Genomic DNA, 19,641 nt, shown 5'->3' with positions numbered 1-19,641 from the left:
GATGACGCATACAATCCGACTGACCGCTGCCCAAGCCATGGTTAAATGGCTTAGCGTGCAGATGACCAAAGACGGCGAACGCTTTATCGAAGGTATCTGGGCGATATTTGGCCACGGAAACGTTGCCGGGCTTGGTGAAGCTTTGGAGAAATCCCAAGACACGTTCCCCACGTGGCGCGGCCAGAACGAACAAACGATGGCGCACACTGCGATTGCCTATGCCAAGGGGCAAAAGCGGACGCGGGCGATGGCGGTTACATCTTCTATCGGGCCGGGGGCAACCAACATGGTCACGGCGGCCGCACTTGCCCATGTGAACCGTATTCCGGTGCTGTTTGTTCCGGGGGATGTCTTTGCAAACCGCCGCCCAGATCCTGTGCTGCAACAGGTTGAGGATTTCGAGGACGGCACAGTTTCTGCCAACGATTGCTTGCGACCGGTCAGCCGCTATTTCGACCGGATCACCCGGCCCGAGCAGCTGTTGACCTGTCTTCCACGTGCATTGGCAACGATGACTGATCCGGCCAGCTGTGGCCCGGTGACCCTTTGTTTCTGTCAGGATGTTCAGGCAGAATCCTATGACTATCCGGCTGAATTTTTCGAACCACGGGTTTGGCATATTCGCCGCCCAGCCCCTGATCCGCGCGAACTTGACGAGGTTGTTACGCTTATCAAGGCAGCCAAGCGCCCGGTGATCGTGGCAGGCGGCGGTGTGATCTATTCGCAGGCGGAACAGACGCTTGCCGGTTTCGCACAAAAGCACGGCATCCCCGTTGTGGAAACTCAGGCCGGCAAATCCGCATTGGCGCAAAGCCACCCAATGAACCTTGGCGCGTCGGGTGTTGATGGGTCAGCGGTTGCAAATGCAGTGTCACAAGAAGCCGATTTGGTCCTCGGCGTTGGGACACGCTTTCAGGATTTTACCACCGGGTCGTGGGCTTTGTTCAACAACCCCGAACGGACCTTGGTGTCGATCAACGTGGCGGCCTATGACGCGGCCAAGCACGGCGCGGTTCCTGTGATGGCTGACGCAAAAATCACGCTGGAAGCGATATCAACCGCGCTGGGCGTTCATACCGTATCGGCCTTTGACCCGGCGGCGCGTCAGGACTGGCTGGATGCGGTGACGGCCCACTGTGCCCCACGCGAAGACCTGCCCGATGGTTATCGCCCGATGGATTGCGAAGTGATTGGTGCCGTCCAGCGCGCGACAGGCGAAGATGCAATCGCAATGTGTGCTGCTGGTACCATGCCCGGCGCGCTTAAGCTTTTGTGGCAGCCCAGCCAAGGTGGCTATCACATGGAATACGGGTTTAGCTGCATGGGCTATGAAATTGCCGGTGCGATGGGCCTTAAGCTTGCCCAACCAGACCGCGAGGTGATCTGTTTCGTCGGTGACGGGTCATACATGATGGCCAATTCCGAACTTGCCACTGCGGTGATGCGCAAAGTGCCGTTTACGGTCGTGCTGACAGACAACCGTGGCTATGGCTGCATCAACCGGTTGCAGCAGGGATGCGGGGGCGAGCCGTTCAATAACCTTTATCAGGATTGCAACGTCGAACAGCAGCCAGAGATCGACTATGTCAGCCACGCGGCGTCCATGGGCGCGTTTGCGATTAAGGCAAAAAACATCGCCGACCTTGAAGCGCAGATCGCTGCGGCGCGTGGGCGCAATATTCCAACAGTTATCGTGATTGAGACGGACCCGACGAACGGTCCGGGCTTTGGCGACGCTGGCCATTGGTGGGACGTCGCCGTGCCGGAAGAGGCGCCAAACGACAAGATGAAAGCGGCGTACGCGGCCTATCTTGAAAACAAACAGCGCCAGCGGCTGGTTAACTAACGCGGCTAAGCCGTGATGAAAACAGGCGGGTGATCCCGTCTTTGGAGATTCCAGAAATGATCCAGTTTGGTACCAACCCGATTGCATGGGCCAATGATGATGACCAGACACTTGGCGCGGATATCCCGACCGAGCGTATCTTGACCGAGGCGGGCCGTTTGATCGGCTTTGACGGGATCGAAAACGGTCATCGCTGGCCTCAGGACGACCCTGAGGCGCTGAAGCAATTGCTTGCAGAATATGGCCTGTCTTTCATTTCGGGCTGGCATTCGCTGAACCTGTTGGCGCATTCGGTCGAGGACGAAAAGAAGGCGATTCAGCCGCATCTTGATAAGCTCAAGCATAATGGCTGCAGAGTTTGCATCGTTTGTGAAACCTCAAATTCGGTGCAGGGGCAGGATAAGCCGCTGTCTGATCGCCCGGTGCTGGACGCCGCCCAGATGCAAAGTTTCGCCGCAAAGGTCGAAGAAATCGCACAGTACTGCGCCGATCAAGGGATCGATCTGGTTTATCACCATCACATGGGCACCGTTGTCCAAAGCCCAGAAGACATCGATGCGTTTATGGCGGCGGTCGGTCCGGCGACAAAGCTGCTGTTTGATGCGGGCCACTGCTATTTTGGCGGCGGTGTTCCCGAAAAGGTCTTGGCGAAACACATCGGACGGGTCGGGCATTTTCACGCAAAGAACGTACGCCCTTCGGTGCGTGCCCGCGTTGAAGGGGAAGGTCTGTCGTTCATGGATGCGGTGCGTGCGGGCGTATTCACCGTGCCGGGCGACCAAGAAGGCGGCGTCGATTTTGAGCCGCTTTTGAAGATCCTCGCTACACATGGCTACGACCGTTGGATCGTCATCGAAGCCGAACAAGACCCGGCTGTACACAACCCGCTTCTGTATCAGACGCTTGGATTTCATACGCTAAAGCGGATCGCGCGGGAAACCGGACTGGTCTGAGGAGACACATCATGCCCGACCTTCTTAAGAAACCCTTTGGCACGCACGGCAAGGTGCATCAAATAACACCTGCCGATGCTGGCTGGCGCTATGTCGGTTTTTCCCTCTACAAACTGCGGGCTGGCGAAACCGCGTCCGAGCAGACCGGGGACAACGAAGTCATTCTTGTGGTGGTCGAGGGTAAAGCCAACTTTCAGGCCGCCGGGCAGGATTGGGGTGAATTAGGGTCGCGGATGAATGTGTTTGAAAAGACGCCGCCGCATTGCCTCTATGTGCCGAATGGCAGCGATTGGTCCGTTGAGGCGACGACCGACTGTACCATTGCGGTCTGTGCTGCGCCCGGCCTTGGTGGGCACAAAGCGCGCCGTATCGGCCCAGATGGCATTACGCTGACCGCGCGCGGTGAAGGCACGAATACGCGCTATATCAACAATATCGCGATGGAGAATGAGGACTATTGCGATAGCCTTCTGGTCACCGAAGTGTTCACGCCTGCGGGCCATTGGTCGTCTTACCCAAGCCACCGCCACGACGAAGATGACTTTCCGCGCATCACCTACCTTGAAGAAACCTATTATCACCGGATCAACCCGGCGGATGGTTTCGGCATTCAGCGTGTCTATACGGATGACCTGACCCTTGATGAAACGATGGCGGTTCACGACGGCGACGTCGTTTGTGTGCCGCGCGGACACCATCCTTGCGGCGCACCGCATGGGTTCGAAATGTATTACCTCAACGTGATGGCTGGTCCGCTGCGCAAATGGCGGTTTGTAGCGGCACCGAACGTCGAACACCTGATGTAAGCCAAGCAATCATTCTGATCGGAGAAAAAGTATGGGTCAGGCTTTTCAACTTGCCGCATGCGCGGAAATGCTTTGGCCTGATCGGCCAATAGACTGGCGGGCTGCGCGTTTGACCGAGCGGGGCTTGGGCGTCGGTTTGTGGAACTGGCCCGATCATGATCTGGCAAAGTTGGAAAAAGTTGGCGCCAATTTTACGATCATGAATGGATACCTTGAGGGGCGCCTTGCCGACGACGAAGGTGCCGCGATGCTGTTGGCGTCAGCCCGCAAGACCGCGCAGGTCGGCAAGCGCCTTGGCGTGGATCGCCTGAACCTGCATGGCACCGGGTTGGGCGATGGTGGAATCCCGATCTGGCAACATCAGGTGGTCACCGGTGCGATGTGGCTAAAGGCGCGCGATACGCTGAACCGTATCTGTGACCTTGCCGCGGAAGAGGGCGTGACCTTCACGCTTGAGAACCTGAACCTGCTTGATCATCCGGGCTGTCCATTCGGATCGACCGCCGATGTCTTGGCGCTTGTGTCATCGGTGGACCGGCCGCAATTGCGCATCAACCTGGATTTGTACCACACGCAGATCGGCGAAGGGGATCTGGTGCGTTGGTGCGAAAAATGCCTGCCTTGGATTGGCGAGGTGCAGGTCGCAGACAACCCGGGCCGCTGCGAACCCGGCACGGGCGAGATTAACTATCACCACATCGCACGCGCGCTGAAGGGGCTGGGGTATAACGGGCCAGTCGCAATGGAAGCCTTCGCTTTAGGCGACAGCGACCGTGCCGTGGACGCATTTGTGGATGCCTTTACCATCGACCAAGGCTGAGGCTTTGACGACGGACGTGCCCTTTCCCAAAACCTAAAGCCCCTTTGCGTTCCCTTCGAAAACGTCGCTCATCGTTGCTCTAAGGCGGGCCACATCATCATCGGCAGAGCTGTCCAAATCACAGGCGAATGGGGCAAGCACCTCTATCTTGATGCTGCCGCTTAGGGGAGAGAACTTGCCCCTTGGCAGCAAACCGTCGGAGTTGAGGATGACGATCGGGCGGATCAGGCGGTCAGTCTCGCGCGCGACAAGAACGGCACCGGCCTTGAACTCGCCCAAGGTTTTTGTTTTTGCGCGTGTGCCTTCCGGGAACAGGACCAAAGAACGCCGTGTCGGCATGGTCTTGACCGCATCGCGCAGAGTGTCCAGCGCAAGCTTGCCGCTTTTCCTATCGATTTCTACAAGGCCCGCGCTGCTAAACCCACGCCGCAACAGCGCCGCATCGCACAGTTCTTTCTTCGCGCCAAAGGTGATCCATTTTTCATCCGGAAGGATATCCATCAACGCAAACCCATCCAGATGGCTGCGGTGATTGATCACGATAATGCTGTTTTCGTCAGACCTGAGTGCTTCGCGCGCCTCTGGGCTGATTTCGACGCGGATGCTTAGCAGCCACAGCAAACGCGAACAGGCGCGTCTGACCGTTTTCCAATACCAGCCGCGAAAACCACGGCGCGATTGGCAAAGCACCGGGATGAACGCGATGAACAGGAAATAGAACGGCCCCAACAGAACCAGTGCGATCCGTTTAGGAATTCGGATAATGGCGGGTGTGGGCGCGTCCAAAGCTTGGCCGCTTGGGTTTGATGTATCTGGCATACGGTCCTAAGGAAAAGCTGCGCGATAGGCGAAGAGAGCACTATGAAGTGTTAAGTCGGCGCACAAGTCAATTAGCTTGGCACGCCGCCTTTTGGGGCAGGCCGCCCTTTTATCAGTCAACCAAACACCGACGAAAGCCCCCAAACCGTTGGGGGCTTAACCGATATTGAAGCGGCAAAAGGTGCGGCTGGTTTAGAACGCTAGGCCCCGGTTACGCGCCAGATGATGTCGCCCACGTCATCAGCCATCAAAAGCGATTTCTTGTCTGGCCCGATTGTCACGCCAACTGGTCGGCCATACGCAATCTTTTCATCGTCGGACAAGAAACCACTAAGGATGTCACGGGGTGGGCCGCTGGGCGCGCCGTTTTCAAACGGCACAAAGATCAGCTTGTAACCGCTTAGCTTAGAGCGGTTCCACGATCCGTGCTGCCCAATGACCATGCCATCGCCAAAGCCGGGCAATGTCCCTTCGGGCATCCAGCACAATCCAAGCGAAGCCGTGTGCCCGCCCAACGCATAATCCGGCGTGATCGCCTTTGCGACCAGTTCGGCGTCTTGTGGCACGCGGTCATCGACTGTGTCGCCCCAATAGGAATAGGGCCAGCCGTAAAAGCCGCCTTCTTTCACAGATGTCAGGTAATCCGGCGGTGTTTCGTCGCCAAGGCCGTCACGTTCGTTGACCACGGTCCAAAGCGTTTCTGAATTGGGTTCCCACGCCATCCCGACCGCATTACGCAGACCAGAGGCGAAGACACGGGCGTTTTCGCTGGCGACATCAAGTTCCCAAATCGCGGCGCGGCCTTCTTCGACCTCCATCCCCTGATCGGCGATGTTGGAGAGAGAACCAACACCGGCATAAATCTTCGTGCGATCCGGGGAAACGATCAGGCTGCGTGTCCAATGCCCATGGGGTTTGAATTCCACCAGCTTCTTGCCGGTGCCAGACAGCGACGTCGCGTCGGGGGTGTAATCAAACAGGACAATCCCGTCGGTGTTGCCCAGATAGAACTTCGTACCGATCAGCGCCATGCCGAAGGGCTGCCTCTGGTTTTCAACAAAGACTTCGCGCGTTTCGGCAACGCCATCGCCATCTGCATCGCGCCACAACGTAACGCGGTTCGCGCTTGTCCCGATGGCTTTGGCCCGGCGCATCGTTGCTTGGGCGGCGTGGTCCATCAGGGTCTTTGGCGGGCCGGCCTCTTCTTTGGATTCCGCCACCAGAACGTCGCCGTTCGGCAAAACCTCGATCCAACGAGGATGCTCCAGACCAGAGGCGAACGCGTTGACCTTTAGGCCCGGCGCGCAGGTGGGCACATGGCCGTCTTCCCAGCCTTGGGCAACGGGCATTTTCAGGGTCATGATGCCCTGTTTATGTGCCTCTGGAATTTGGGGTTCTTTCCCAATTGCCTGATGGGTCGGCGACCCAAAACGGCGCATCAGCGCCACAGCGCCCCCCACAAGTGCAGTCGCCTTTGCAATCAATTCCATGCCGGGCCTCCAAGTTGATTTTTGCGCAGCCTAGCGGTGATTTCTGATCAGCAACAGCAGCTTTTCCACCAAGGTCGCCTTTTACCGAATTCGGCCGCGGCGCGACGTCAGCGAAACCTGAATTGCAGTTAGGGCCAGTCTGAAAACCCCCGGCGCAGTTCCAGCAAATCTTCGTTGCCGGGGCGCGAGACAACGGCCCGATACGCCCCGGGCGACAGGTCTGTGCGTCGTTTGAAAAAATGACTGAACCGTGTTGCGTCCGAAAAGCCCAAGTCAGCCGCGATTTTCTTTAGTGGGTAACCGGAGTTTTCCAGCCGCGCTTTTGCTTCGGCGGTAAGGCGTTCATGGACCAATTCGGCCGCGCTTCGGCCTGTTTCGCGTTTGCAGATCCGATGCAGCCGATCATAGTCGATTCCAAGCGCGGCAGCATATTTAGACACCTGCCAATGATCGCGATAGTGAAGTTCGACCAAGTGCCTGAAACGCCGCAAGATGCTGGTTTGTTCTGCCCCTTTTTCCAAGGGTTCGGGGCGATGAACCCGCAGCGCATTGATGAACAGAAGGCGAAGGTAGGCGGACAGGGACATGGGCGACTGTCGGTTCGGATCTGTCAGTTCGTCCGTGAACCACCCCAACAGCGCGTCTATCTGTTCGACTGATGCGGGCTCTTTCAGGGGTGCCAAAAAGGGCTGTTCCGCCAACATTCTTAGGTGAACGGATTCAGCGCGCGCGCCGATTGCGTCCAGAATGATCGTGTCGCTTAACCCAAGAAGTTGGGCTTGAGAGCCCGCGCTTAGTTGTAGATTTGGCCGCTTTTCATGTGGCCAATAGCACAGGGCCACACCATCGATTTCGGTGTCTGACTCGTCCAAACGCAGGGTGCCTTCCTTTAGGAACAGCAGCGTCGCGAACGTGTCCGGAAACCGGACTCGAATCGTCCTGCTGTGAAGTGCTTCGCGTTCTTCCTGAAGGGCGGCGTAATTGGTTTTCATGGGCGTTCTGTCAGATATTAACATTAAATGCCCAGAAATGAGCATTTAGTGCAAATATACTTTGGCCATAATGAAACACAAGGGAGGCCAAGCATGGCTTGGTGGGAGTGATGAACGCATTGACGACAGTTACAATGCTGGTGGTGTTTGCACGTGATTGAGCGCGTAAGCCCAACCAGCGGCGAGGTTGTGAGCCGTGAAGAGGCGCATGATCTAAACGCCTGCTTGCGCTTTGCGGCGCAGGCCGCGTCGGCCTTTCCTGATTGGTCTGCAATGGGCGCGTCTGAGCGTGCGCAGTTGCTGATCAATGCCGCAGACCTTTTGGACGACCGGATAGACATGTTTTCGGCGACGATCGTCGCAGAGATTGCCGCACCCAAAGAATGGGCGCGCCACAACGTGACCTTCGCGGCTGAAATCCTAAGGGAGGTCGCGTCTTATCACGACACGCTGGACACGGTTGAGATGATCCCGGACAGGAACGGCGTGATAAGCCGGGCGATGCGTACGCCGTGCGGTGTTGTGCTGGGGATTGCGCCTTGGAATGCGCCGTTGGTGTTGGCGGTGCGCGCGATTGCTGCGCCGCTTTTGTGCGGCAATACGGTTCTGCTGAAGGGGAACGAATTCGCGCCGCGCACCTTCCGGCTGTTCGGTGAACTGCTGCGTGACGCAGGCATTCCCAGCAACGTCGCGCGGGTGTTTCTGAATGCCGCGAAAGACAGCGAGCCGATTGTCGATGCGCTTATCGCGTCGCCAGTTGTACGTCGCGTGAATTTCACGGGATCAACCCGTGTGGGGCGCCGCGTGGCAGAGCTTTGCGCGAAGCATCTGAAACGACCACTGCTAGAGCTTGGCGGGCAGGCCACGATGTTGGTGCTAGAGGACGCCGACCTTGATCGCGCAGCCAAGGCGGCCCTGCGGGGGGCGTTTCTTAATCAAGGTCAGATCTGCATGTCGACAGAACGTTTGGTCGTGGCGGAAGCCGTTGCTGACAAGCTGGTTGCGCGGATAGAGGCGGGGCGCAAACAGCTGAAACTTGGTGATCCTGCGGCCATGGAAACCGATGTTGGCCCGGTCGTAAGCACGGCGGCTGCCGAACGCCTTTCGGGGTTGATCAGCGATGCAGTTTCAAAAGGGGCGCGGCTGGTTGGGGGCGGCGGCATTCGCGACGCATTTGTCGAACCCACGCTGCTGGATCACGTCGAACCAGAGATGCGCGTTTTCCACGAAGAGGTGTTCGGCCCCATTCTGTCGGTGACGCGCGTTGCGAACGATCTTGAAGCGATCACCGTGGCCAATGATAGCGAATATGGCTTGGCCTCGGCGGTGTTTTCCAACGATCCGGCGCGCGCTGAACGCATCGCACAACAAATTCACAGCGGCATTTGTCACATCAATCGCGCGACCGTTGATGACAACCCACACGCGCCTTTCGGTGGCGTGAAGCTAAGCGGTTACGGCCGTTTCGGCGGACGCTGGGCGCTGAACGAATTCACAGAGCTTCGCTGGGTTACCAGCGTCGCCCTGCCAGACGACTAAACGTTTCAAAGCCACGGGGAGGAACAAGATGGCCTTTGATATTACACGACGCAATTTGTTGATGAGCGGGGGCGCGGTGCTGGGCAGCTTTGCACTTGGCCGTTCGCAAGCGCTGGCGCAATCGGCCACGCCATTGAAGATCGGTTTTATCAGCCCGGTTTCGGGCCCGCTTGCCGGGTTTGGCCAGACCGACGGCTATGTCTTGGAACAGGCCCGTGCGGCGTTGGCGGGTGGCGTGACCATGAATGGTCAGGGCTATGCCGTGGAGATATTGGAGCGTGATACGCAATCCGATCCGGCCCGTGCCGGTCAGTTGGCGCGTGATCTGATCAACAACGACAACGTCGATATCATGATCGCGGTATCGACACCTGAAACCATCAATCCTGTGTCAGATGCATGCGAAGCCGCAGGCGTTCCTTGCATCTCTACCGTGATGCCGTGGGAGGCATGGTATTTCGGCCGCGGCGCTAAACCCGGAGAGCCTTCGCCGTTCAAATATTCTTATCACTTCGGCTTTGGCGTCGATGAATTCTATCGCGCCTATATTTCGCAATGGGATTTGGTCGAGACTAATAAGAAGGTCGGCGTCATGTATCCCAACGATGCCGATGGCAACGCGATCCGTGCCGTCTTGGCGCCCAAGTTGGCCGAAGCGGGGTATGAAATCATCGATCCGGGTGCTTATGAAACCGGGACAACGGACTATTCACAACAGATCCGCACGTTCCGCGAAGCCGGCATCGAGATTTTCAATTCCTTCCCTATTCCGCCAGATTTCGCTGCATTCTGGCGTCAGGCGGCGCAGCAGGGGCTGCACAAGCAGGTTAAGATTGTGCAACTGGCCAAAACTGGCCTGTTCCCCGCCGATATCGAGGCGCTTGGCGGTCTGGGTGGCAACGTTTCGTCGGCGGCCTATTGGCACCGTGATTTCCCCTATAGCTCTCCAGTGACTGGTCTGACCGGGGTGCAGCTGTGCGACGGGTACGAGGCGGCGACCGGGCGTCAGTGGACGCAACAGTTGGGCGCAAGTCTTTCGGCAATTGATGTGGCGATAGCCGCGCTGACGGCGTCTGGCAATCCGAAGGACAAAGAGGCGGTCGCCGCCGCGATGCCGGGCCTAAAGGCCGAGAGCATCGGGGGCACGGTCGATTTCACTTCGGGGCCGGTTCCGAATGTCGCGACGGGCCCGATCATCGGCACTCAGTGGCAGGCGGCCAAGGGCGGTAAGTTCCAGTATGACTATGTCATTACTGAAAACGCGACCGACACCAACGTTCCTGTCGCGGGCACCTTGCGCCCCTACAACGCGTGAGGCTCTGAATGACGTCCTCTAGTCCTATTCTCAGCTCGGACGGCATTTCGATGTCGTTCGGGGATTTCAAAGTGCTTAGCGACATCTCTTTGGATGTTGCCCGTGGCGAAATCGTCGGGGTGCTTGGGCCAAACGGTGCGGGCAAAACGACCTATATGAACCTTCTGACGGGGGCGCTTCCGCCGACCGGGGGGCGCGTATTTTTGGGCGGCGAGGACGTCACCAGACTGGACACGGCACAGCGCTGCCACCGCGGGCTTGCTCGTACGCATCAGGTGCCCAAACCCTTTTCGGGCATGACCGTGTTTGAAAATGTTCTTGTGGCCGTGAACCACGGCCGCATGACGCACCACGTCGACCCGGTAACAGAAGCTTGGCAAGTTCTGGAAGAAACGGGGCTGGCGCATGTGGCCAACCGCCCGGCGGAAACTTTGGGCCTTTTGGACCGAAAACGGTTGGAGCTGTCGCGGGCTTTGGCCACCGATCCCACGGTTCTGTTGTTGGATGAAATCGGCGGCGGGCTGACGGATGCCGAAGGCGACGCGCTTGTCGCCCTGATCCGCGATATTCATGCGCGCGGCATCACAATCATCTGGATCGAACATATTATGCGCCTGCTGTTAGAAGCCTGCACGCGCCTTGTCTGCATGGCCGAAGGTAAGGTCTTGGCCGATGGCACACCGCATGAGGTTGTGAAATCGCCGGCTGTGCAGGTCGCCTATTTCGGAGCCGCAGCATGAGCACCTTGGAAGTCAGCGATATTCACGCGGCACACGGGCAGTTGAACGCGGTTCACGGCGTAACGCTTAGCGTCAAACCAGGAGAGATGCTGTTCCTTCTAGGGGCCAATGGCGCGGGGAAGACGACGCTGTTGCGGTCCATCGCCGGTGACCACTTGGCCAAGTCGGGCAAGGTTATGCTGTCAGGCGTCGATATTTCGAAATCTCGCGCCCACGAAAGGGCGCGGTCGGGGTTGGCTTTGGTGCCAGAAGGGCGCCGTTTGTTTCCGAAAATGACAGTGCGTGAAAACCTTGAACTGGGGGCGTCCACATCACGCGAAGGGCCGTGGAATATCGCCGCCATTTACGACGCGTTTCCCAACCTTGCCAAACTGGACAAATCTTTGGCTGGCAAGCTGTCGGGGGGCGAACAGCAGGCGGTGGCCATCGGTCGCGCGCTGATGGGTGACCCGGTTGCGATTATGTTAGATGAGGTGTCGCTGGGCCTTTCGCCAGCGGCTGTCGAATTTGCCTATGACACATTGCAGAAACTTCGGGAAATGGGGCTTGCCCTGTTGGTGGTAGAGCAAGACCTGACCCGCGCGGTGAACACGGCTGACGCGTTGATGGTCATGTGTGAAGGGCACGTCACTTTGCGCGCCAAACCTGGTGACACCACGGTCGAGGCGCTGGCCGCTGCGTCCTTCGGTTACGAAGAAGGAGAGGCCGCATGAGCGCGCAAATCATAAATGCGGTTCTGTTGGGGGGCTATTACGCCGTTTTGGCGACCGGTTTGGCCTTCATGTATTCGGTGATGAACATCATCAACCTCGCGCATGGGGCATTGATCGTTCTGTCGGCCTACGGTCTGTGGATCCTTGGTTCCGACTTAAGCGTGCCACTGCCACTGGGCATTGCGATCATGGGGGGCGTCATGTTCGTGCTGGGCGTGGTGCTGCACCGTATGGTTCTGGCGCGGGCCTCTGGCGGCGGGGAGTTGTTGCCGATTTTGGCCACCTTCGGCATCGCGATCATTCTGGACAACGTCATGTTTCAGGTGTTCGGCGCAGACAGCCTGTCGTTGGCGCCGTTGGTCGGCGATCTGTCTTGGGCGTCGTATGAGCTGCCCGGAAATACCTATATCGGCAAGCTTAGTGTCTATGTTTTGGTCGCTGCAGTCGTGATCATCGCGGTGCTGGAATGGATGCTGCGCCACACGCCGTTGGGGCACCGCATTCAGGCCGTGTCACAGGATCGCGCGACTGCGGCGCTGTTGGGCGTTGATACCGGGCGCACTGCTGCGATCGCGACGGGGGTGGCGCTTGCGACGGGGGTTGTTGCGGCGGCTGCTTTGGGGCTGCGCAGCGCGTGGGGGCCATATGGCGGTTCCGCGCAGTTGCTGTTTGCCTTCGAAGCCGTGGTGATTGGCGGCGCTGGGTCGCTGTGGCGGGTGCTGATCGGTGCGATGGTTTTGGCATTTGCCCAGTCGATTGCCGCGATGATCCACCCCCAAGGGTTCCTGATCGGTGGCCATGTGGCGTTTCTGGTGGCGGTCTTCTTGCGCCTGCGGGGCGGCAGTTTCAGCCTGAAATCCCTTTTCGGAAAAGGAGTGAAGGTATGAGCGCCCCAAGCCTAACAGTCACGCGTGGTGGGAACACTGCACGCGTGACGATCATCCTGATCGCCCTTGCCGCCATTCTGCTGGCCGCGACCCCGTGGCTTTTCGGGGTGGGCGGAAGCGGGCGCGCCGTTGCCCTGTTGGTTTACATCCTGCTGGCCGTGATGTGGAACGCGCTGGCGGGTTTTGCGGGGCTGGTATCAATCGGTCAAACGCTGTTCTTCGGTGTCGCGGCCTATACCACGATCCGGCTTGCTGATGCGGGGTTGGACCCCTATCTGGCGATCCTTGTGTCGATTGCTCTTGGTGCGGGGCTGGGGTGGGTCACGTCATTGTTCATGCTGTCCTTGCGTGATGGAGAGTTCGCCATTGGCATGTGGGTTCTCTCCTCGCTTGCGCATCTGTGCGTGAACTTGGACCCGTTGATTCAAGGTGAAACAGGCACCTCTTTAATCTCACTAAACAAGTACGCCTTTGAAACCCGCAGTGCTTTGACGCTTTGGCTGGCGCTGGCGATCACCATCGCAACGTTCATCCTGCTGGTCGCGTTGTTGCGGTCACGCACGGGGGCGGCAATCACCGCCATTCGCGACAACGAGGCGGGCGCGAAATCCATCGGTGTGAATGTCACACGCACAAAGCGCATCGTGTTCGTGTTGGCCGCAACGGGAACCGCTGCGGCAGGGGCGCTGTGGCTTGCTTCGGCATCCAACTTTCAGCCGCGCGCATTCTTTGGCGTCCATTGGACGGCCTACATGTTGTTCATGGTGCTGGTCGGCGGCTTGGGCCGGATTGAGGGCGCGATTATCGGTGCGGTCCTGTTCTTCCTGATCGAAACCTATTTCGGGGCCTACGGTGCTTGGTACCTTGTTGGGCTTGGAACGGCGGCGGTGATGTTTGCGCTGCTGCTGCCAAAGGGGCTGTGGGGGTGGATCGGCCCACGGCTGCCCGGGGAAGCCATTCCAACCGGATATATCGTCAAGAAAACTGAAAACTAAGCGGAGGTAGGCCCAATGCTGACGGGTAAGAATATCATCGTAACTGGCGCCGCCTCTGGGATTGGGGCGGAAACGGCCAAGCAACTCAAGGCCGCCGGGGCCAAGGTGATTGCGGTTGATCGCAACGAACCGGACGTACCGGTTGATGCCTTTCACAAGGTGGACCTGACGGACGAAGCCGCGCTGGATGCCTTGATCGAGGAGTTGAAGCCGCTGAACGCTGATGGCTTGGCCAACATTGCCGGGGTGCCACCAACCGCACCGCCCGAGGTGGTCTTGACCGTGAATTTGGTCGCACTGAAACGTCTGACGCTTGGGCTGATGGACAGCCTCGCGGACGGCGCGTCGATCGTAAACCTTGCCTCTTTGGCAGGGATCGGTTGGGAAGGTGAGGTCGCCAAAATCAAAGCGGCTGAGGGCTTGGATCACGCAGGTGTCGCCGATTTCTGCACGGCGAACGGGATTTCCTCTGACAACAGCTATTTCTTTGGAAAACAGGCGTTGATTGCATGGACCCACGAAAACCGTTGGACGTGGCGTGACCGTGGCATCCGCATGAACGCGGTCAGCCCCGGCCCGGTCGATACACCCATTCTGGGCGATTTCCTTGAAACGCTGGGTGAACGCGCAGAGGAAGACATGCGCATCATGGATCGGCCGGGCACCCCGGCGGATATCGCGCCCGTCGTGACCTTTTTGCTGTCGGACGGGTCTGTCTGGCTGCGCGGCGTCAATATCGCCACCGATGGCGGTATGCGCGCCAATATTGATGCCACCTCGAACGGCTTGTCCTGATCGGTATTCCCAAGGAGTCTTGAAATGAACGTTTCCATGTTGATCGGCGGCGCAGATGCGACCGCCCTTGATGGTCGCACCTATGAACGCCGCGATCCGGTGACCGGCCAAGTTGCAACCGTTGCGCCGGCTGCGGGTGTCAAAGATGCCCAAGCCGCTGCAAAAGCCGCTGGTGCGGCCTATCCGTCTTGGTCAAAAACCAGCCCGGCAGAACGGCGTAGCCTGTTGTTGAAAGCTGCGGATGAACTGGAATCCATGGCGCCTCAGATCATCGCGATTGCCACTGCCGAAACGGGCGCAACCGCGCCTTGGACCGGGTTTAACTGTATGCTGGCGGCAGGAATGCTGCGCGAAGCGGCTTCGATGACAACGCAGATCACGGGCGAAATCATTCCGGCTAATAAGCCCGGTACTTTGGCGATGGCGCAGCGAAAGCCGTTGGGGGTTTGCCTTGGCATCGCCCCATGGAATGCGCCAATCATTCTTGGGGTGCGTGCCGTGGCGATGGCGATTGCCTGCGGTAACACCGCAATTTTGAAGGCGTCAGAGCTGTGCCCCGCAACTCATCTTGCGATTGGCGAGGCGTTCCGCAAAGCGGGTTTCCCGGATGGGGTGATGAACGTAGTGACCAACGCGCCCCAAGATGCCGCCGATGTTGTCGCCGCTTTGATCGCCGCGCCCGAAGTGCGCCACGTCAACTTTACCGGCTCTACCGAAGTTGGGCGCATCATCGCGCAAAAAGCTGCTGAGAAGCTGAAGCCGGTGTTGTTGGAGCTGGGCGGCAAAGCACCGATGATCGTGCTAGACGACGCAGATATTGAAGCGGCCGTAAACGGCGCGGCCTTCGGTGCGTTCATGAACCAAGGCCAGATTTGCATGTCGACAGAACGTGTGATCGTGCACGAAGGCATTGCGGATGCGTTCATCAAAGCCTTTGCAGAAAAAACTGCTGCGCTTCCTGCTGGCAATCCGCGCGATAAGGTTGTTCTTGGCGCATTGGTAACGCCGGAAGCTGCCGAAAAGATGGACGCCATCATCGCTGATGCGCTTGCCAAAGGGGGCACGGTGATTGCTGGTGGCAATCGTGACGGCGCGATTGTCGAGGCTACTTTGATTGGCGATGTGACCCCCGACATGAAAATCTATGCCGAAGAAAGCTTTGGCCCGGTCAAGCCGATCATCCGTGTCAAAAGCGACGAAGAGGCGATCCGGGTGGCTAACGACACCGCTTATGGTCTGTCGGCGGCTGTTTACAGTTCGAATATCCAACGGGCCATGGCTGTGGCGGACCAGATCGAAAGCGGTATCTGCCACATCAACGGCCCCACTGTTGGCGACGAGGCGCAGATGCCCTTCGGTGGTGTCAAAGATTCGGGTTATGGCCGGTTCGGGGGTAAGGCCGCGATTGAGGCTTTCACCTCTATCCGCTGGGTAACGATCGAGGATCCGCACCAGCATTTCCCGTTCTGATCAAGCGTTTCGGGCAGTCTGTCAGGGAAGAAAAGTCGGCGCGCGGTGTCGCGCGTCGCGACGTATCGTCAGTTGCGGTTTCCCGTTCTGCGCATGGCGGGGCGTTTGTGCCGTTATTTCCCCGTGTTTCCGTCAAGGTAAGCGTGCATCACGCAGTCTAGCGCTGACGTAACGCGCATTGCGATAGACAGACATTGAGAAAAAGGGGCGCACGCGCCATATTCAGGGGGTAATGTGAATAGCTGTAAGCGGAAACGAAAAGTGCTAAAGCCTGAACATTATAAGGCCAACATTGCGGTGTTGCCCATAAATACGAACGATTGCTGCTAAGACGCGAAAATGGGTGCAGGCCGAATGGTCTCAGGTTGTAAAGACAATCTGTCTAGCCTATGCACCCCCCTTAATCGACTTCCAAAAGTGTAGTGTTCCGGATGGCCAAGTTAAATATCTCTAAGCTTAAAAAGAAGATGGTTGAGGTTCGGGAGTACCGGTCCTTAAAGCGGCATTTTGATTACGGGTTTTACCGTGAGAAATATCCAGACCTTCAGGGGTTAAAAGACTCTCAGCTGTTGACGCACTATTGTGTGTTCGGCTGGAAAGAAATGCGCGATCCGTCGGCTTCTTTCTCGACCTCTGGGTATATCCAAGCCAACCCTGATGTGGCTTTGGCCCGTGTGAACCCGTTCCTGCACTACATTAACTTCGGCAAAGAAGAAGGGCGCGAGGGGCTTCCTCTGACCCAAAAGCATCTGGATTTGGAAAATCTAGCGCCGCATTTCGACGCCAGCTATTACCGTGAAAACAGCCCCGACATTGCTGGGTATAACGATCAGCAATTGCTAGAGCATTTTTACCAGTATGGCTGGAAAGAAGGGCGCGACCCCAACGCCAATTTTTCGGTCGCGTATTACCTGCGTCAAAACCCCGACGTGCGCGAAGCCAAGGTCAACCCCCTGTTGCACTATGTGACGGGCGGAGAAAGCGAACAGCGCCCGGTTGCGGCTCCGGCGCCTCGTCGGTGGACCCAGCTGAACGATGATCAAATGGCGCTAATTGCCAAAGACTTCGACGCTGATTTCTATCGACAGTCCGGCGATGTGCCGCAAGGCAATGACCGCGAACTGCTAGAACACTATCTGAGAGAAGGCTGGGAAGAAGGCCGCGATCCCAACCGGACCTTTTCGACCGGATATTATCTGGATACCTACCGCGATATTCAGGGCGTTTGCCCCTTCATTCACTATGTGCTGCATGGTCGAAAGGAAGGTCGGCGGACCAACGAAAGCTTGCCCATCCATCTGGAGCGTCGGGATGACGCGGTGTTCGTTCCAGAACACCTGAACACGATCCAGAAAAGACCGGCAAGCGACGCGATACCGCCCGTTGTGCCGACATCTGTGAACCCGAAATGCCTTGATATCCATTGGGTGATCCCGGATTTCTCAAAGGGCAGCGGCGGCCATATGACGATTTTCCGCACCGTGCGTTTTTTGGAAAGCTTTGGCCATCGGTGTACCATCTGGATCGAAAACCCGGTTTTCCACAAGACTGGTGACGAAGCATACCAGAACATCGTCAAGTTTTTCCAATGCGTAGAGGCCGAGGTCCGCTTCGTTGATGATGGCTTCTTTGAAACATCAGGTGATGTTGTCATCGCGACGGGTTGGTCCACGGCGTATCTGGTGAACGTGGCGCAAGGCTTTGCTGGGAAATACTATTTTGTTCAGGACCATGAGCCTGAATTCTATCCCACCGGCGCAGAAAGCCTGCTGGCCCGTAAGACATATGATTTCGACTTTGCATGCATCTGTGCAAGCCCATGGCTTGAGCAGAAAATGCACGACACATATGGCCGGTGGAGCCGCAGTTTCTATCTTGGCTATGATCACAACGTTTACAAAAACATTCGTGACCTTCCCAGCACAGAGCGCAAGCTAACCCTTGAAAACGGCCGCAAGAAAATCGCCGTTTATGCGCGTGAACACACGACGCGTCGCGCGGTACACCTTGCCCTGATGGCTCTGAAAATTCTGGCCGAGCAGCGTGACGATTTCGAAGTCCATTTCTTTGGCCAAGACGATCTGCCCTTCGACGCAACCACCTTTGAGTCATTCCAGCATGGTGTAAAAACCATGGAAGAGCTGTCGACCTTGTACAATGAATGCGATCTTGGGGTTTGCTTCTCGGCAACGAACTATTCGCTTGTTCCACAAGAGATGATGGCCTGCGGTCTTCCGTTGATAGAGCTGGACGTGGAAAGCACAAACGCGATCTTCCCGGAAGGGATCGTTACGCTTGCAGGGCCTGACCCGCAGGACATTGCAGCAAAGATCGGTCAGTTGCTGGATGATGAGGCTGCGGCCGCTGCACAGCAGGAAAAAGCGCTGGATTGGGTCAAGGATTTCGTTTGGGAATCCGCTGCCCGCAACGTCGAGACCGCCATCGTTGATTACCTAGAACAGCAGCAGACCGAATTTGCCGACACCGAAGTGGACACAACAAGCATCCTTCTGGACGTTGTGATCCCCACCTATAACGGTATGGGCGAACTTGAGCCTGTGATCGATGCGTTGCGCAATCAACGGATTAGGGACCGCATCAAAATTCACTGCGTGGATTCGTCTTCATCGGACGGCACGACGGAATGGTTGAAAGAGCAGTCTGATATTTCCCTTACGGTGATTGATCAGAAAGACTTTCAGCATGGGCGTACCCGTAACTTTGGCGCAAGCTTGGGCACAGCACCCTTCATTGCGTTCCTGACCCAAGATGCGATCCCAGCGCATGAGGATTGGGCGACTGACATTGTTAAAATGCTTCGTCATTACCCTGATGCAGCGGGCATTTTCGGGCGGCACCTGCCTTACCCGGATCACCCGTTGTTTGTGCGGCAGGAAATCGAAAACCACTTCAAAAACATGGAGCAGTTCCCGCTTGCTCTTTCCCGCGACACCGACCCGGAAAAATGGGGCAGTGGGGACAGAGGCTGGCGGCAGTTATTGCACTTCTACTCTGACAACAACTCTGCGATGCGCCGTACGATCTGGGAAAACATCCCATATGCGGAAGTCGACTATGGCGAAGACCAAGTCTGGGCGCGCGACATCGTTGAGGCGGGCTATACCAAGCTCTATGCGCCGACAGCGACGGTTTATCACTCTCATGACTTCACGCCCGAGCAGACCTACAAGCGGTGTAAGATCGAAGGGGCCTTCTTCTTTGAACACTTCGGGTATGAGCTGGGTGAGGGAACCGACGAGCAATTGGCGACCCGCATCGAGATGGAGCAGAAATCGGTTCAACAGTGGGCCAATAGGTATCACATTAGCGCCGAAGAAATCGCGATGCGTCAGGCTAATGTCGCCGAAAAATACCGTGGTTGGAAAGATGGGCGGCTTCAGGCTCAATCAGCCGACGCGTAGGCATCTTTTAAAACTCTTATGACAACGAAATCGGGCTGG

General features: G+C 57.4%; 16 protein-coding genes. 13 read left to right on the top strand and 3 right to left on the bottom strand.

Annotated features, from left to right (window positions below; genetic code table 11):
- Nucleotide 1 precedes the first annotated feature (1 nt).
- From iolD to COL8621_RS14435, 4 genes are read left to right on the top strand one after another with little or no spacing between them, the layout of a single operon-like run.
- Nucleotides 2-1,846, top strand: coding sequence for a 3D-(3,5/4)-trihydroxycyclohexane-1,2-dione acylhydrolase (decyclizing) (gene iolD / locus COL8621_RS14450; protein ID WP_093968014.1), 1,845 nt, complete (start codon nucleotides 2-4; stop codon nucleotides 1,844-1,846).
- Between the two features lie 56 nt (nucleotides 1,847-1,902).
- The gene (gene iolE, locus COL8621_RS14445; protein WP_093968013.1) at nucleotides 1,903-2,799 is read left to right on the top strand and encodes a myo-inosose-2 dehydratase; all 897 of its coding nucleotides are present in this window, start codon (nucleotides 1,903-1,905) and stop codon (nucleotides 2,797-2,799) included.
- A gap of 11 nt (nucleotides 2,800-2,810) precedes the next feature.
- A complete protein-coding gene (gene iolB / locus COL8621_RS14440; RefSeq protein WP_093968012.1) occupies nucleotides 2,811-3,605 on the top strand; it encodes a 5-deoxy-glucuronate isomerase in 795 nt (264 codons plus the stop codon).
- 31 nt (nucleotides 3,606-3,636) lie between these two features.
- Nucleotides 3,637-4,425 (top strand): TIM barrel protein, encoded by a 789-nt coding sequence (locus tag COL8621_RS14435; RefSeq protein WP_093968011.1) that lies wholly within the window; start codon nucleotides 3,637-3,639, stop codon nucleotides 4,423-4,425.
- 33 nt (nucleotides 4,426-4,458) lie between these two features.
- Here COL8621_RS14435 and COL8621_RS14430 read toward each other — a convergent pair whose 3' ends face one another.
- The 3 genes from COL8621_RS14430 to COL8621_RS14420 form a co-directional block, all read right to left on the bottom strand.
- Complete coding sequence (locus COL8621_RS14430; protein WP_093968010.1) at nucleotides 4,459-5,244, bottom strand: lysophospholipid acyltransferase family protein; 786 nt, start codon at nucleotides 5,242-5,244, stop codon at nucleotides 4,459-4,461.
- A 200-nt stretch (nucleotides 5,245-5,444) separates the two neighbouring features.
- Complete coding sequence (locus COL8621_RS14425; protein WP_093968009.1) at nucleotides 5,445-6,734, bottom strand: PQQ-dependent sugar dehydrogenase; 1,290 nt, start codon at nucleotides 6,732-6,734, stop codon at nucleotides 5,445-5,447.
- Nucleotides 6,735-6,862: 128 nt separating this feature from the next.
- A complete protein-coding gene (locus tag COL8621_RS14420) occupies nucleotides 6,863-7,726 on the bottom strand; it encodes an AraC family transcriptional regulator (RefSeq protein WP_176438506.1) in 864 nt (287 codons plus the stop codon).
- 153 nt (nucleotides 7,727-7,879) lie between these two features.
- Here COL8621_RS14420 and COL8621_RS14415 point away from each other — a divergent pair, with 153 nt between their 5' ends.
- The 9 genes from COL8621_RS14415 (at nucleotide 7,880) to COL8621_RS14375 (ending at nucleotide 19,602) form a co-directional block, all read left to right on the top strand.
- On the top strand, nucleotides 7,880-9,265 hold the full coding sequence (locus COL8621_RS14415) for an aldehyde dehydrogenase (RefSeq protein ID WP_093968610.1): 1,386 nt from the start codon (nucleotides 7,880-7,882) through the stop codon (nucleotides 9,263-9,265).
- 28 nt (nucleotides 9,266-9,293) lie between these two features.
- Entirely contained in the window at nucleotides 9,294-10,580 is a 1,287-nt protein-coding gene (locus COL8621_RS14410) for an ABC transporter substrate-binding protein (RefSeq protein WP_093968007.1), read from the top strand.
- 8 nt (nucleotides 10,581-10,588) lie between these two features.
- Nucleotides 10,589-11,320 (top strand): ABC transporter ATP-binding protein, encoded by a 732-nt coding sequence (locus COL8621_RS14405; RefSeq protein ID WP_176438505.1) that lies wholly within the window; start codon nucleotides 10,589-10,591, stop codon nucleotides 11,318-11,320.
- On the top strand, nucleotides 11,317-12,033 hold the full coding sequence (locus COL8621_RS14400; protein WP_093968005.1) for an ABC transporter ATP-binding protein: 717 nt from the start codon (nucleotides 11,317-11,319) through the stop codon (nucleotides 12,031-12,033). Before COL8621_RS14405 ends, COL8621_RS14400 begins: the two co-directional genes overlap by 4 nt.
- On the top strand, nucleotides 12,030-12,920 hold the full coding sequence (locus COL8621_RS14395) for a branched-chain amino acid ABC transporter permease (RefSeq protein ID WP_093968004.1): 891 nt from the start codon (nucleotides 12,030-12,032) through the stop codon (nucleotides 12,918-12,920). The genes COL8621_RS14400 and COL8621_RS14395 overlap by 4 nt, the downstream gene beginning before the upstream one ends.
- Nucleotides 12,917-13,915, top strand: a complete 999-nt coding sequence (locus COL8621_RS14390; RefSeq protein ID WP_093968003.1) for a branched-chain amino acid ABC transporter permease — start codon at nucleotides 12,917-12,919, stop codon at nucleotides 13,913-13,915. Before COL8621_RS14395 ends, COL8621_RS14390 begins: the two co-directional genes overlap by 4 nt.
- 15 nt (nucleotides 13,916-13,930) lie before the next feature.
- Nucleotides 13,931-14,710: a coniferyl-alcohol dehydrogenase gene (locus COL8621_RS14385; protein WP_093968002.1), complete on the top strand. Its 780-nt coding sequence runs from the start codon at nucleotides 13,931-13,933 to the stop codon at nucleotides 14,708-14,710.
- A 24-nt stretch (nucleotides 14,711-14,734) separates the two neighbouring features.
- Nucleotides 14,735-16,180 (top strand): aldehyde dehydrogenase, encoded by a 1,446-nt coding sequence (locus COL8621_RS14380; RefSeq protein WP_093968001.1) that lies wholly within the window; start codon nucleotides 14,735-14,737, stop codon nucleotides 16,178-16,180.
- A gap of 431 nt (nucleotides 16,181-16,611) precedes the next feature.
- Entirely contained in the window at nucleotides 16,612-19,602 is a 2,991-nt protein-coding gene (locus COL8621_RS14375; RefSeq protein ID WP_093968000.1) for a rhamnosyltransferase WsaF family glycosyltransferase, read from the top strand.
- Nucleotides 19,603-19,641: the final 39 nt, after the last annotated feature.

The sequence above is a fragment of the Actibacterium lipolyticum genome (genome assembly GCF_900184935.1).
GTDB classification, from domain to species: domain Bacteria; phylum Pseudomonadota; class Alphaproteobacteria; order Rhodobacterales; family Rhodobacteraceae; genus Actibacterium_A; species Actibacterium_A lipolyticum.
This window is presented reverse-complemented; position numbering and strand designations above follow the sequence as displayed.

What these genes read in the sequence shown, in the direction of transcription:
- COL8621_RS14435 (WP_093968011.1), top strand. Translation starts at nt 3,637, where the DNA reads ATGGGTCAGGCTTTTCAACTTGCCGCATGCGCGGAAATGCTTTGGCCT.
- COL8621_RS14420 (WP_176438506.1), bottom strand. Translation starts at nt 7,726, where the DNA reads ATGAAAACCAATTACGCCGCCCTTCAGGAAGAACGCGAAGCACTTCAC.
- COL8621_RS14395 (WP_093968004.1), top strand. Translation starts at nt 12,030, where the DNA reads ATGAGCGCGCAAATCATAAATGCGGTTCTGTTGGGGGGCTATTACGCC.
- COL8621_RS14430 (WP_093968010.1), bottom strand. Translation starts at nt 5,244, where the DNA reads ATGCCAGATACATCAAACCCAAGCGGCCAAGCTTTGGACGCGCCCACA.
- COL8621_RS14400 (WP_093968005.1), top strand. Translation starts at nt 11,317, where the DNA reads ATGAGCACCTTGGAAGTCAGCGATATTCACGCGGCACACGGGCAGTTG.
- COL8621_RS14380 (WP_093968001.1), top strand. Translation starts at nt 14,735, where the DNA reads ATGAACGTTTCCATGTTGATCGGCGGCGCAGATGCGACCGCCCTTGAT.
- COL8621_RS14410 (WP_093968007.1), top strand. Translation starts at nt 9,294, where the DNA reads ATGGCCTTTGATATTACACGACGCAATTTGTTGATGAGCGGGGGCGCG.
- iolB (WP_093968012.1), top strand. Translation starts at nt 2,811, where the DNA reads ATGCCCGACCTTCTTAAGAAACCCTTTGGCACGCACGGCAAGGTGCAT.
- COL8621_RS14425 (WP_093968009.1), bottom strand. Translation starts at nt 6,734, where the DNA reads ATGGAATTGATTGCAAAGGCGACTGCACTTGTGGGGGGCGCTGTGGCG.
- COL8621_RS14390 (WP_093968003.1), top strand. Translation starts at nt 12,917, where the DNA reads ATGAGCGCCCCAAGCCTAACAGTCACGCGTGGTGGGAACACTGCACGC.
- COL8621_RS14385 (WP_093968002.1), top strand. Translation starts at nt 13,931, where the DNA reads ATGCTGACGGGTAAGAATATCATCGTAACTGGCGCCGCCTCTGGGATT.
- iolD (WP_093968014.1), top strand. Translation starts at nt 2, where the DNA reads ATGACGCATACAATCCGACTGACCGCTGCCCAAGCCATGGTTAAATGG.
- COL8621_RS14405 (WP_176438505.1), top strand. Translation starts at nt 10,589, where the DNA reads ATGACGTCCTCTAGTCCTATTCTCAGCTCGGACGGCATTTCGATGTCG.
- iolE (WP_093968013.1), top strand. Translation starts at nt 1,903, where the DNA reads ATGATCCAGTTTGGTACCAACCCGATTGCATGGGCCAATGATGATGAC.
- COL8621_RS14375 (WP_093968000.1), top strand. Translation starts at nt 16,612, where the DNA reads ATGGCCAAGTTAAATATCTCTAAGCTTAAAAAGAAGATGGTTGAGGTT.